This is a genomic window from Niastella sp. sgz303648, from assembly GCF_059587045.1.
Map to the genome: position 1 here is coordinate 109,892 of NZ_JCAPSW010000016.1, position 14,206 is coordinate 124,097.

Below are 14,206 nucleotides of genomic sequence, written 5' to 3' on the forward strand. Positions count from 1 at the left end.
ACTTCGGCCCATGAAATCCTTTCAATTTCCACAGCAAACGAGGTTCTATAAAGGTAAAGTACGTGATGTGTATACCATTGCCGATCAATGGCTGGTAATGGTGGCCAGTAACCGCATTTCAGCATTCGACGTAATACTTCCCCGCCCCATCCCTTATAAAGGACAAGTATTAAATCAGATTGCTGCTTATATGCTGAACGCCACAAGCGACATTTGCGCCAATTGGTTAACCGATGTTCCGGCGCCGAACGTATCAATCGGGAAAAAATGTGTGCCGTTTAAAATCGAAATGGTTGTTCGCGGCAATTTAACAGGGCATGCGTGGCGTACTTACGCCAGCGGTAAACGCGAATTATGCGGCGTACCCTTGCCCGAAGGTATGAAAGAAAACGATTTATTCCCCACCCCCATCATAACGCCCAGCACTAAGGCCGAAGAAGGTCATGATGAAGATATTTCAAAAGAAGCCATTATTGCTTCAGGGCTGGCAACGGAAAGCGAATGGGCTATACTGGCAGCCTATGCGCTGAAATTATTCGCCCGCGGAAAAGAAATTGCCGCCAAACAGGGATTAATATTAGTTGATACCAAATATGAGTTTGGAAAGATCGGCGACGATATTTACCTGATGGATGAAATTCATACCCCCGATTCGAGCCGGTATTTTTATGCCGATGGGTTCGAAGAAAGGCAAAAAACCGGCGAACGCCAGAAACAGCTGAGTAAGGAATTTGTGCGCGAATGGCTTATTGCCAACAATTTTATGGGAAAAGAAGGGCAAACCGTTCCCGAAATGAGCGACGAATGGGTAAATACCATTTCGCAACGATATATTGAATTATACGAAAAAGTGATCGGCGAAAAATTTAATCCGCAGGAATTGAGTGATGAAGAAACCAATGAGCGTATTGTGGCGGCACTGGGAAAGTTGAAGTAAGCCCGAAGTCGGAAGTCAGAAGTCGGAGGTCAGAGGTCTGAAGTCAGAAGAGCATCAATAGCTGACATCAGGCTTCTGACTTCAGACCTCAGATAATACATTTACAAATCAATGATAGACCAGGATTTTTGCGACTTTCTGTGCTTCACAAAATAAGTATTCAATTGTATTAGGGCTTCGGGGCCTACGTCTTCAAATCGGTTATTTAATCTTTTAAATATGTCATTTGAGGCTCTTTGCCATCATTTAATTCTTCAAATTGATCATTTAAACCTTTAATTACGGCATTTGAAGCTTTTAGCCCCCATTTATTTCTTCAAATTGATGATTTAAAGGATTAAATCGGTCATTTAATTCTTCAATAAAGCTATTTAAATTATAAATCACCAATTTTTAATCTCAAATCGCCGATTTGAATCTTTAATCGGTGGCTTCATTCTTCAAATGATCGATTTCAAGGATTAAATCAGCCATTTAATAATTAAAATCGCCGATTTGAATCTTTAAACGATGATTCAATTCTTCAAATGACCCATTTCAAGGATCAAATTGTAGATTTAAAGAATTTTGCGCTCATTTAATTCTTCAAAATCATCGCTTAATTCTTCGATACGATAATGAAATTACGCTAAGTGCCCCTTCCTAAAATTACCTGACACTTTAATCGTTCGCTTGCATTATTCCCATCCGCGCATCGTACCTGCATTTTCGGATTTGATAAAAATCACTGCCCCTGCTGCCCGTTATCATTGTACAGCAATTAAATAATAAATAACTTCTATGGTTGATTTTAATGGTGATTTTCTTAAAATGAAAGGAGGTTACTATGAACACCATTACTGCAAAATTTGGTTTTTATTCAGCTGTTATTGCGTTCATTGCGGCAGTTGGATATTGTGTGGCCCAACTTCTTCAAATAGCAGGCGTAATTGGTTTTCCGTGGGATGAAATCACGATATACGGATTTTCTCTTTGTATAGCCATACCTTTTATGCTGGCGTTGCTGGCGCTTCATTATTCGGCACCAGCCGAAAAAAAGATATGGAGCCATTCGGCACTCCTGCTGGCGATCATGTATACGGTATATGTAACGCTTGTTTACGTTGTGCAACTGGAGGTTGTTATTCCACAGAAGTTAGGGGGAGAAACGCAGGACATAAAAGTGCTGTTGATGACAGAACACTCATTGTTTTGGACGCTCGATGGACTTGGGTATATTTTAATGGGCCTGTCGACTTTCCTGGGCGCTTTTGTATTTGCGAAACAAGGTTTTGAAAAATGGCCCCGCTGGTTCTTTTTGGCCAATGGATTCATGGTTCCTGTAATTACCTTTGTATATGTTTATCCGCATTTTTCAATTCCCATATTAATGCTCGGTTCTCCCTGGATGATCACCGCTCCCGGATCAATATTATTCTTAGCGATCTTTTTTAAAAAAAGTATGAAGGATACTACACACGTGGCGGGTTTTCGGGCTGATGCATTGAAGAAGGAATTACAGTTTTAACAGCAGTTCTTTATGCAAAGGGTGAGCCATCCATCAACTGGCAGTTGGCCCACCCTACTCATATCAAAACCCTTAGTGTTTTATTATTTCAGCGCGATAACCCGCCTTTTCAATGGCCTGTTTAATCTGCTCTTCATCGGCCTTTTCTGTTGATACCGTTAATAATTTATCGGGTGACTGTAAATTAACTTCCCAATTATCTTCCCCCGCAACTTCATTTAATGCAGGCGTAACACCGGCAACACATCCAGAACATTTAATGTTCGTTTTAAATTGTACTGTTTCCATGACTGATTCTTTTTGAATATTGTTTATTTACTGTTGTAAAATTACAGTCAGGTAACGGTGGTACTGTTATACAATTAAGGGTGTGTTTTACATAATTTATATGCCAATTTCAACCGTTACTTCATTGTTTAACGGATAACTCTGACATAAAAGAATGAACCGGTTATCGACATCCTCTTTTCTTAATGAATAATTATTGACCATGATTACCTCTCCGGAAAACAGCTTTGCCACACACTTACCACAGGTTCCGCTCTTGCAGGAATAAGGCAATGGTATTCTGTCTTCCAGCGCAGCGGCTAAAATCGACTGACCGGGCTTTACTTCAAGCAGGTTGGTTTGTTCATAATAATGCAGTAATACTTCCTGCTCACTATTGGGCAATATCACTTCGTTTGGCTGCTCCCGGGCTGCAAACCATTCCATAAAAATGTTATCCGCAGCTATTTGCATAGATGTCAACAGTTCCCTGTACATGTTCATGAGTTCCACCGGGCCGCATATAAAATATTGCACACCCGACGCCGGGTCCTGAACGTATTGTTTCATCAGTTTCCGGGCAGTTAAACTGTTCATCCTGCCTTTAATAAACGGCTCCGGCAACGGATCACCGGCCTGTGCAGGTTGAGAAACTGCATATACAACATGTAACCTGCTTTTATACTGCAGTTGCCAATTTGCAATCGCAGATCTGAATATAATATCGTTTTTTGTGCGGACCGAATAAATTAATGTAACCATCGTATCGGGTGATCGCTCTAAAACTGAACGCGCTATAGAAAACAAGGGTGTTATTCCGCTGCCACCAGCAAGCAATACAATATGCCTGCATTGATAGGTAGTTATTAAAGGAACAAAGGAACCATGCGGCCCCTCAATCTCCCACTCAGGTATTTGCTGCGCATTATCTAAAATGTGATTGCTCATACGGCCGCCGCTTACCCGTTTTACAGTAATGGCGGGATATGCATCTGTTGGCAATGAAGACAATGAGTAAGAACGGGTTACTTTTTCTCCGTTCACCGGCACGCTTACATTTACAAATTGTCCCGGTTCATAGTCAAATGGCAGATCTGTATCAAATACAATCGTCACCGTATCGCTGGTTTCCCAAATCACCTGGCGGGTACGCCATACATAGCTGTTTTTTCTGATATTCATTTTATAGGGTTCTGATTACTAAACGCCCGTTCTTTACAAGCGGTAATAATACACTTAAAATGATTACATTGTTCATTACAATTTTGCCACCTTTAACCGCAAGCTATTACTCACCACCGAAACCGAACTCAAAGCCATAGCCGCACCTGCGATCATAGGATCTAACAAAAAGCCGTTTACAGGGTATAAAATACCTGCCGCAATGGGAATACCAATAACATTATAAATAAAGGCCCAGAAAAGATTCTGACGAATGGCTCTTACTGTTTTCTGCGAAAGCTTTAATGCTTTTGGTATGCTGTTTAAATCAGAAGTTATGAGCGTCATTTTAGCCACATCCATAGCAATATCCGATCCTTTACCCATGGCAATACTTACATCGGCCTGTGCAAGCGCCTGTGAATCGTTGATGCCATCTCCTACCATGGCAACCACTTTGCCGGCTTGTTGTAATTGTTTGGCAAAAGCAGCTTTGTACGATGGCATTACTTCGGCCTTATAGTTTTTTATACCAACTTTTCGCGCTACAGCGGCAGCGGTATGTTTATTGTCGCCCGTAAGCATGTATACCTCAATGCCGTTTCGCTGCAGGGTTTCAATGGCTGTACGGGATGTTTCTTTTATTTTATCGGCAATGGCAATAATGGCCAGTACACTGTTGCCTGCTGCAAACCAGATCACTGTTTTTGCATCTTCCTGCAACAACGACGCTTTTGCAGCTAATTGTCTGTTGATGTTGACATTGTTTTCATCCATTAAAGTTTTATTGCCTACCCAAAAAAGGCTGCCGTTAAACATTCCTTTCACACCTTTACCGGTAATGCTTTCAAACGACTGCAGACTCAGGTTTGCAGCACCCCTGTTGTTCAGATGATTCACTATCGCTGCGGCCAGCGGATGTTCTGATTGCTGTTCGAGCGCATATAAAATTGCCTTTAATAAGGGTTGCTCCTCTTCTTTCACATTCCAAACTATATCGGTTACAACCGGTTTGCCTTCTGTTATGGTACCTGTTTTATCTAATATGATGGCATTCACCTTATGTGCCAGTTCAAGACTTTCTGCATCTTTTATAAGAATATTATTTTCAGCGCCCTTTCCTACCCCAACCATAATAGCTGTAGGCGTAGCCAGGCCCAGCGCACATGGACAGGCTATTACCAGCACCGTAACCGATGTAAGCAAGGCGTGGGTAAACGCATTATCAGCACCTGAAATCATCCACATGATGAATGTTAGCAAGGCAATACCAATCACCACCGGAACAAAAATGCCGGCAATTTTATCAACCAGTTTTTGCACGGGCGCCTTACTGCCCTGCGCTTCCTGCACCATTTTAATGATCTGTGCCAGCAACGTATCAGCACCTACTTTATCGGCCCTGAAATGAAAGCTGCCCTTCTGGTTAATAGTACCAGCAAAAACCGACTCACCGTTTTTCTTTAAAACAGGTACCGGTTCACCCGTGATCATGCTTTCGTCAACATACGATTCGCCATATACTACAGTGCCGTCGACTGGTATTTTTTCGCCGGGCTTTACCAGTAGCACATCATTTGCTTTTACTGCTGCAATGGCAATTTCACGCGTACTGCCATTTTCATAAACCAGCCATACGGTTTTTGGTTGCAGCCCCATTAGCTTTTTAATGGCCGATGAAGTATTTGATTTTGCTTTTTCCTCGAGCAATTTTCCAAGTGATATAAATGCAATGACCACAGCGGCCGCTTCGAAATATACATGTGCATGCAGGCCACGCTGGTGCCAGAACCCGGGATAAATGGTGTTAAATGCACTAAACAGCCAGGCAATACCGGTGCTCAATGCAACCAGGGTATCCATATTGGCTTTTTTATGCTTTGCCTGTTTAAATGCATTCACAAAAAAACTTCGGCCAAAATAAAACACTACCGGTGTTGCCAGCGCCATCATGATGTAATTGGCATGGGGCATATTCATAAGAAACATTCCTATAATAACAATGGGAAGCGACAATAACGACGACCAAATGGTTCTTTGAACCAGGTTGTGATAGTGCTTTTGGCGGGCAGCTTCTTTTACTTCGTCCTGATTTTCTTTTGTAATAACCAGATCGTAACCTATGGAACGAATAGTGCTTTGCAGCATTTCGGGCGTAACCAGGGTTTGATCGTATTCGGCCCAGGCGGTTTGACTGGCAAAGTTCACCCCTGCACTGCTAACGCCCGGCACCGATCGAAGCATCGATTCAACGCTTACCGCACAGGCAGCACAGGTCATTTCCAATACCGGAAATGTTTCTTTTATAATATTTGTTCTGCTTTGTTTTGTTGTAACAGTTTTCGAACGATCTGCAGTAACGGATATCATAGTTGTAAGATTTCACACAAATTTCACAGGTAGCGGCCGCCTCATTGTTACACTATTCGGGGTTAATTGTATATAATTCAGGCAGCAGATTTATTTGTTATATAATTATGCAGGAACGTTATATAATTATGGCGGGATGAACGTTTTGGGGCTGTATGTATGTTTGCGCAATGTGTGAATAGCGCGCGAGGTTATTTAACCCGCCAGCCGGCGGGCTGTTCAATATATCCGTTTCGGCCCCGCTGTTTGCGCGAGGCCCCATAGCTTAATTAATGTTATAATTAATTCTGCATTTCTCTTATTTCGGCATACCCATCAAATTCAAATATGGGGCATGATTGCATGATATCGGATGCTTCGGATATATCACTTGCTTTTAATAACAGGAATCCACCCACTATTTCGGTACCCACTTTGTGAATATCATCTGAAACCTGTATGGGATTACCTTTTAATATTTTTCCATTCAATGTTAAGCCGCTGCCGCCGTTGAGTTTGCCTTCTTTTCCCCATTTCTCAAACCAGGCTTTCCAGTTTTGCTGGTGTTGCTGAATTTCTTCTGGTGTGTGCTGATGCGTTCTTCCGTCGGGTTCGCGAAAAATGACAATAAAGTTCTTCATTAGCTAATGCATTTTGATAACTCAATACCGGTCGATTCTTTAGGATGAAGATGCAGTAAAGAAGGCACAAGATACAACATAAGAAGGCACAAGAAACAAGGCATAAGGTACAAGTGGTTGAAATTTGAACAGGAGTGATTTGATAATACATACTGAACCGCAAGCCTTGAGCCTTGCATCTTGAAACTTGTACCTTTTTTCCTATCTTCCCTTTATGAAAAAGATATGGTATAAAATTTTATTGCTTGTATTTCCCGTTATGAGTTACGCGCAAACTGAATATTATTTGCTGATAGGCACCTACACAAAAGGTAAAAGCGAAGGTATTTATGTGTATAAAATGAATACCGAAACCGGTGAGATAAATATGGTAAGCAAAGTCGCCGCTTCAAATCCTTCGTATCTCGATATTTCGCCCGATGAAAAATTTGTATACGCGGTAAATGAAGGCGGTGACGATAAAGGCAGCGTATCGGCTTTTTCATTTAATAAAAGCAATGGCATCCTTCAATACATCGATAAACAAACCAGCGGAGGCGATCACCCCTGTTACGTAGCCGTTAACAAAACCGGTAAGTGGGTAGCAGCTGCCAACTATTCAGGGGGTAGTTTTTCTACATTGCCCGTAATGGCCAATGGCACGTTAGGCGTTCCCAATACCATTCAGCATACCGGCAGCAGTGTAAACAAAGAGCGGCAGGATAAACCGCATGTGCATTCAACCGTGTTTTCGCCTGATGACAAATATATTTTTGTGCCCGATTTAGGGCTCGATAAAGTGATGATCTATTCTTTTAATGCAGGAAGCGGAAAACCAGAACCTGCGCCAACGCCTTTTGCCGCCACACCACCCGGTACCGGCCCCCGCCATTTTACATTTCATCCCAATGGTAGGTTTGCTTATCTGATTGAGGAAATGGGCGGCGAAGTAGCTGCTTATAAATACAACGATGGAAAGTTAACGCTGATACAACGTGCATCTTCTTTACCAGCCGGTTTTACAGGTAAAAAGTGGGCAGCCGATATACATATTTCGCCCGATGGCAAATTCCTGTATGCCTCTAACCGAACGCCATCCAATACCATTGCTGTTTTTAAGATCAATAATAAAAACGGAAAAGTTACACCAATAGGTTTTACACCTACAAAAGGCGATGTGCCACGTAATTTCTCCATCGATCCGTCGGGCAATTTTTTACTGGTTGCCAATCAGGAAACCGACAATGTGGTGATCTTTAAACGCGATAAAAAAACAGGTTTATTAACTGATACGGGGAAGCAGATTCAGGTGGGTAATCCGGTTTGCCTAAAGTGGATTTCTGTGAAGTGAAGTCGGAAGTCTGAGGTCGGAAGTCAGAAGAACCTGCGATTCATACTTCCCGCTTCTTCCTCTAATTGCATACTTCATACTTCTTACATCATATATCCTGCTTCTCACTCCCTTCCTTATCATTGAACTTACCCTCATTCAATTTCGGCCTCAAACGCACGCGCGATTTATTAAAAATATTTCTGCCTTTATCGATGCCTTTGCGCAGTTCCTTTCTTCTTTCGTCGGGTAAATGAATGGTATCCTGGCATTCTTTGCTGCAGCAACCTTCATATTGCTGCCGGCAGTTTTCGCATTGTATGAATAACAGATGGCAACCATCATTGGCGCAGTTAACATGCGTATCGGCCGCATGGCCGCACTGGTGGCATCTGGCAATAATATCAGGCGTGATGCGCTCTCCCAGCCTGTTGTCGAACACGAAATTTTTACCAATGAATTTGCTGTCGAGCCCTTTGTCTTTTATCTGCTGTGCATAGTTGATGATGCCGCCTTCGAGGTGAAACACGTTCTGAAACCCGTGATGCAGCATGTAGGCGCTGGCTTTTTCACAACGAATGCCACCCGTGCAATACATGATAATATTTTTATCTTTTTGATCTTTCAGCATATCAACCGCCATCGGCAATTGATCTCTGAAAGTATCGCTGGGCACTTCAATGGCTTTTTCAAAATGACCTACTTCATACTCGTAATGATTGCGCATGTCGACCACAATCGTTTCGGGGTCTTTCATCAGCACATTCATTTGCCGGGCATTTACATATTTACCCTTTTGATTCATGTTAAAGGTAGAATCGGTAATGCCATCGGCAACTATTTTTTCACGCACTTTTACCTTCAGCACCCAAAACGATTTGCCGTCATCATCTACCGCAATATTCAGTCGCAGCTCGTTAAGTGGTTCTATGGAATACAGGTAATTTCTGAATGCCTCTACATTACTTTGCGGCACGCTGATTTGAGCATTGATTCCTTCATGGGCCACGTAAATGCGACCAAATACTTTCAGTGCCTCTAAATTTTTGTACAGCTCGTTGCGGAATTGCTCAGGATCGGCAATGGGGAAATACTGGTAAAACGAAATGGTGGTACGCGGTTCGGTTTCCTGGTACAAACGTTCTTTCAACTCCTTCTGGGAGACGCGGTTGTGTAAAATAGCCATATATTAATTTTTGCGACTGCTTGCAGGGCAGTCAAAAATTTTAAACGCCGCAAAGATAGGCAAAAAGTTTGTGGTTTATGCCCGCCCGGATGACCCGGTCGGACGGGGTTTGTAGTTTGTGGTTGGATACCGCGGTTTGGAAAGGATAAGTATATTTTTATCTGTTAATTTATACCCCTCCTGATAAAAAAACATATAATTCCCTTTTTCAGAATATCAGCGTGTTACAAATAACAGGCCTTTATAATTTTCAACGCACCTTAAACCTTAAACTTTATACCTTAAACCTTCTTTCGTATATTGAGCCCGGTTATTACGACCAAAAACCTACCATTATCGATGAAAAGAATTTATTTACCCCTGCTGGCTATGCTGGCCTTTTCGGCCTGCAATAAAAACACCCACAAATACGACACAGAAACTTATCCTGCCCGGTATGACTATTCAGAATCACGGCCGGGCACTGTGCGGCTATTTACCAAAAACGGAGAAGTAAAAGATGAGAAAACCATCGGCGGTTTTATTGAACGGCGCGATGCCGGTAAACTACTTTATTTTAACACCACACAAACGCCGCAATGGGATTTTTACTGCTATGTTGAGCTTTTCAAACAGGATTCCGTGCGATTTATGACGGGCGGTTTTGTTAATTGTAGTTTATTTGAATGGGGCAACGACCGGTACCTGATCCCAAAAGATACTTTCTCGATGTACACCAATAGCGATTACAACAATCAACAGTACCTGATGCAGGTGCGAAATACTTTTTCTGATTATCAGCCCCTATACGAAACATTGACCGGCGATCTGTATCCCAAACGCCGCTTTAAACCTTTGTATTATATGAGGCGAACACCTGAGGGCCTGAAAGTGCCGTTTATCAACTCGCTGCTATTTCCGCCCAACTGGAATCCAACCATTCAGATCTATAATAATTCATTAAATGGAAATGGATATACCAGTTTAGCGGAAAAAGACACATTGCTGGTGCAGGAGGTGGTTACTATTTTGAAGAAGAAGTGAGTGGCTGCGTAAATACGAATATCGAATATCGAATATTGAATTATGAATATTGAATTTCGAAGTGAAATCAACTTCAGCGTTCAGCGTTCGGCATTCGGCGTTCGGCGTTCAGCGTTCAGCGTTCGATATTCGATATTATAATTTCCCAAACCCTCTGATACCCAGCCGTACCCCCGTTAAACCATGGCGCCCCTTGTCGAAGCCCCACACCCAGTCGATACGGGCTATTTTAAGCAGGTTTTCAAGGCCGGCGAACACTTCTACATACTGGCGGTCTTTATCGGCATAAAACGCATTGGAGCCCATTACAAGATAGCAGTTCAGGTTGCGGATCAATGGAATTTTGTTGGTAAGCAACCCATTGAAATGATGTTCGATGTGCCCTTCGAGGTACCCGCGGTTTTTGTTACTGTATTTATAGTATGATAATAACTGAAAGCCGTTGAGGTATTCAACTGATGCAAGGATCTGGTTGCCGTTAAAATGCGTATAGTCTATCACTTCAACACTGTCGCGTTTTAAAAACCCGCCGATGGCCAGCCGGTATTTGAAATTTCCACCCAGTTTTAAATTCAGGTTATCGTTCACCTCTACACGCCATTTTGAATAATTGATATCGCTTCCCAGCACATTATGAAAACCCTGCCAGTATGTGAAAGTTAATGTAGGAAAGCGGGAACCCGTATTAACGATCCTGTCGGGAAATTCGATATACTTTGTGCCGGGCCGCCAGCTGAATCCGATATTGCCGATAAAAGCCTGGTGCCGGTGAAAATTTTCCGCCATCAGTTCAATCGGATAGTTCGGTGTGAACTCAACATCCTTTCTGTCGCGGATCGAATATGAGGTTGTATTTTCAAGCGGTATACGGTCTTCGTATTTCAATTCGCCAAAAAACCGTAAACCACTGCCCACCTCTTTCGAAAAGTTCATTGTTGCGAACCATGCCTCATAAAATTTGGCATAGTTACGTTCGAACAACCAGCTGCGAATGGTATTACTCAACTGGCCAATGGGATTGGCATTATTGATCTGGTATACCCATTTACCGCCCGCTATGGAAAAAGAAGAAAAGTATTTATGACCATGCGTGTAGGTAAGCGTAGCGCCCGAATTAAAATGATGATTGCTGAGCCCGTATCGCGCCATCGGTTCAATGATTATAGCACGCCGTGAGGTAGGTATGGTATCGAGCCGCTTTACAAAACGGGCGCCAAAATTGCCCAACCATCCTTCCACCGTATTATAAGCAATGGTTTGAATAAGCGGATTGATATAAAACGTTTCCCGTCTTTTTTCACGATAGAAGTTTTGTCCAAATACAGCTATTCCCCAAAAGTTAGGTTTATTACGACGCCGGTCGAGCGAATCGAGATAATGCGGGTCTTTACGCACTTTTTCCAGACTGTCTTTTTTTCGATAATCGGCTATTTCTTCGGCCTGCAACGGAACGGGTCGAACAGAATCCCAGTAATCGGCCGGCTTTTTATTGGAACCCTGGTACACCTTCAGCCAGGTGTTGTTAAAAAACTTTTTGCCAAACAGGGGATCTACATTGAACTGTGAATACACGTTTACAAAACTTCCGTACGCATCAAAGCCCAGTAATTTAACTGCAGGATACACTACCTGTGTTTTTATTACCCATAAATCATTATTCCAGGGCACATATAATTGTTCAATGGTCAGCGAGTCGATCAGCTCCATTTGCGAGGTTTTGGTAAGCTGCAACTGCAAACTGTGTATGCGCCAGTCGCCTTCGGTAATGTTTATATAACCGCTGAATAAGGGCTCGTACCGTCGTTTGGGAATAACTTTTATACGATTGATCTCGCGTCCGTCTTCAATAAAACTTCCTTCGTAATGGTACCTGTAAAAATTCAATGCATTATGGGCAATGGGCGATATAAATCCGCGCGGGTTCAGGTTACGGCCGATCTGAATGTTGTTTTCGTAAAACGAAACTATATTGGGAGTGCTTAATCCAAAACCATCGCTGTTACCGCTGACTTTGGTTGAAAGCACTTCTATCTTGTTTTTATTGGGAATTTCAACGGAGTAGCGGGCAATGGTTTCCGACAAAAAAAGCATTTTCTTTTTGCTGGTATCGCCATCTTCAAAATCTACCTTTTCGCCCATGAACTTTTTGGGATAGTCGCGCAGCTGAAACTGGCCTTTGATATATACTTCGCACTGAAATTTTTCGGGCTTGTTCAGGTAGAATGGTCTTTTTTTAATGGCATTACGAATGATGTCATAGGCGGGGTCTTCCCCACCCGGCCTTACCACCACTTCCTTTAAACTCAGTTGTTGTAATGAAAGCTGAAAGTCGAGGGTCACATCCGCATTCTCAACGGTAATGGCTTTTTCCTGCCGGCTGTACCCTACAAACTGGGCAACAATTGTGTAGGCACCGGCATTCACTTCTAAAAAATAATTGCCTTCTTTATTGGCCGTAGTGCCCCGGGTAGTGCCTTTTATGAGAATGGATGCATATGCCAGTATTTGTCCTTTTTCGTCTGTTATCTTTCCGCTGATACGCGCAGCAAATGCTGTTGAGTAGTTTATTATAATAAAAAGAGTAAAAAATATCAATATTCTCATACTGCGACGGGGAACGGCGAAAATAAGGCCAAATGTTGAGCAGCAGTAATTTAAATAGTTAAAAAAGTTCAGCGAAAAGAATATACCTCCCCTAAATATGAGGTGTGCAATCGACCATCTTATTAAATAAATCGATTGAAGCTTATTTTACTTCTGTAACAACAGTTTTGGCAACCAAATCGCCTATACGCTGTTTGTTTTTATTGTTAGAAGCAACTACTATTCCGGTAACACCCAAAAAAGGCAGATAATCTATGAAATCGAATAAGTGCCTTAGCACCGCTTTGCCAAAGGTTAATGGCGACCCATCTTCATTAACTGTTCTCAGGCGAAAGATGGCTTTGCCAATGGTTTGTCCTTTATTATAAAATTCAATAACCGGCAGCAATAAAAACCAGGGTAACACCACCGCAAAAAATGCAGGTGCTCCGGTCAGTTGCGAAACGTGGTCGCCATCTTCATCAATCACGGGTTTACCAAAACAGAAAGTAATAATGCCAAACACTACAATAAAAATAATGTAGTCGATAATACACGCCAGCCAGCGTTTGGTTTTGGATGCCGGCACGGGAGTTGCCAGCAGGTCGGTCAGTAAATCTTCCATAAGGGTACTTAGATTATGAATAAATATACAAAATACAAAGCAAAAGATATCGGGTTGCTGGTTGCTGGTTACCAGTTACCAGTTACCAGTCACCGGTTGCCGGTTGCCGGTGGTGTGTATTCCGGGAAAACAGGTAACAGGTACCCGGTAACATTTTACCTTCTACTGCTATTTGTTTATTGCTTTGTACAATTGCAGGTATTTTCGCAGATAGCTTCCGGTCAATGCAGCACAACCACCAATGATACCAGCTACCAGTCCTGTAACAAGAATTAACAGTAATGAAGAACCGCCCAGCGGGAACAGCGTGGCCATACGGGCCGATAAAATGTGGTCATTTTGAGCATCTATCCACCAGGCCAGTAAAGCCCAGAAGAGAAACATGCTTACAAAACCGGTTAAATAAGCCATGCCGGGTTTTTGATGCATAAATATGGCCATCCCAAACGAAACCAGCGCCAGGCTTTGCCAGGGTAAATATAATCCGGCTGCAAAACTTAATATGATGGTTAAAAGTATGGTTACTGCGATCTTCATAATTTGCTAATGTGATAATTTGCTAATGTGCTAATTTGCTAATGTAAAAGCAGAATGTGCTGTCTTAAATGTTCATTAGCA

General features: G+C 42.4%; 12 protein-coding genes. 4 read left to right on the forward strand and 8 right to left on the reverse strand.

What is annotated here, in order from left to right; genetic code table 11:
* The first annotated feature begins 10 nt into the window (after positions 1-10).
* Positions 11-937 (forward strand): phosphoribosylaminoimidazolesuccinocarboxamide synthase, encoded by a 927-nt coding sequence (locus tag AC59IL_RS31850; protein WP_496556298.1) that lies wholly within the window; start codon positions 11-13, stop codon positions 935-937.
* 826 nt (positions 938-1,763) lie between these two features.
* Positions 1,764-2,444 carry a hypothetical protein gene (locus AC59IL_RS31855; protein WP_496556299.1) on the forward strand — a complete coding sequence of 227 codons (681 nt, stop codon included), beginning with the start codon at positions 1,764-1,766 and terminating at the stop codon, positions 2,442-2,444.
* Positions 2,445-2,516: 72 nt separating this feature from the next.
* Here the strand turns inward: AC59IL_RS31855 and AC59IL_RS31860 are convergent, their stop codons facing one another.
* The 4 genes from AC59IL_RS31860 to AC59IL_RS31875 all read right to left on the reverse strand — a co-directional run bounded on the left by AC59IL_RS31860 (position 2,517) and on the right by AC59IL_RS31875 (position 6,862).
* A complete protein-coding gene (locus tag AC59IL_RS31860; protein ID WP_496556300.1) occupies positions 2,517-2,732 on the reverse strand; it encodes a heavy-metal-associated domain-containing protein in 216 nt (71 codons plus the stop codon).
* Between the two features lie 96 nt (positions 2,733-2,828).
* A complete protein-coding gene (locus tag AC59IL_RS31865; RefSeq protein WP_496556301.1) occupies positions 2,829-3,893 on the reverse strand; it encodes a 2Fe-2S iron-sulfur cluster-binding protein in 1,065 nt (354 codons plus the stop codon).
* A 75-nt stretch (positions 3,894-3,968) separates the two neighbouring features.
* Positions 3,969-6,242, reverse strand: a complete 2,274-nt coding sequence (locus AC59IL_RS31870) for a heavy metal translocating P-type ATPase (RefSeq protein ID WP_496556302.1) — start codon at positions 6,240-6,242, stop codon at positions 3,969-3,971.
* A 281-nt stretch (positions 6,243-6,523) separates the two neighbouring features.
* The gene (locus AC59IL_RS31875) at positions 6,524-6,862 is read right to left on the reverse strand and encodes a YciI family protein (RefSeq protein WP_496556303.1); all 339 of its coding nucleotides are present in this window, start codon (positions 6,860-6,862) and stop codon (positions 6,524-6,526) included.
* A gap of 214 nt (positions 6,863-7,076) precedes the next feature.
* Here AC59IL_RS31875 and AC59IL_RS31880 point away from each other — a divergent pair, with 214 nt between their 5' ends.
* On the forward strand, positions 7,077-8,192 hold the full coding sequence (locus tag AC59IL_RS31880) for a lactonase family protein (RefSeq protein WP_496556304.1): 1,116 nt from the start codon (positions 7,077-7,079) through the stop codon (positions 8,190-8,192).
* A gap of 88 nt (positions 8,193-8,280) precedes the next feature.
* On the opposite strand, the gene trhO is transcribed toward AC59IL_RS31880, so the two are convergent.
* The gene (gene trhO / locus AC59IL_RS31885) at positions 8,281-9,357 is read right to left on the reverse strand and encodes an oxygen-dependent tRNA uridine(34) hydroxylase TrhO (RefSeq protein ID WP_496556305.1); all 1,077 of its coding nucleotides are present in this window, start codon (positions 9,355-9,357) and stop codon (positions 8,281-8,283) included.
* 339 nt (positions 9,358-9,696) lie between these two features.
* Between trhO and AC59IL_RS31890 the strand changes: the two genes are divergently transcribed.
* Positions 9,697-10,380 carry a hypothetical protein gene (locus AC59IL_RS31890; RefSeq protein WP_496556306.1) on the forward strand — a complete coding sequence of 228 codons (684 nt, stop codon included), beginning with the start codon at positions 9,697-9,699 and terminating at the stop codon, positions 10,378-10,380.
* A gap of 135 nt (positions 10,381-10,515) precedes the next feature.
* Here AC59IL_RS31890 and AC59IL_RS31895 read toward each other — a convergent pair whose 3' ends face one another.
* From AC59IL_RS31895 to AC59IL_RS31905, 3 genes are all read right to left on the reverse strand, one after another.
* On the reverse strand, positions 10,516-12,984 hold the full coding sequence (locus AC59IL_RS31895) for a DUF5686 and carboxypeptidase regulatory-like domain-containing protein (RefSeq protein WP_496556307.1): 2,469 nt from the start codon (positions 12,982-12,984) through the stop codon (positions 10,516-10,518).
* A 142-nt stretch (positions 12,985-13,126) separates the two neighbouring features.
* On the reverse strand, positions 13,127-13,588 hold the full coding sequence (locus AC59IL_RS31900; protein ID WP_496556308.1) for an RDD family protein: 462 nt from the start codon (positions 13,586-13,588) through the stop codon (positions 13,127-13,129).
* A gap of 168 nt (positions 13,589-13,756) precedes the next feature.
* Complete coding sequence (locus AC59IL_RS31905) at positions 13,757-14,125, reverse strand: hypothetical protein (RefSeq protein WP_496556309.1); 369 nt, start codon at positions 14,123-14,125, stop codon at positions 13,757-13,759.
* Between the last annotated feature and the right edge of the window lie 81 nt (positions 14,126-14,206).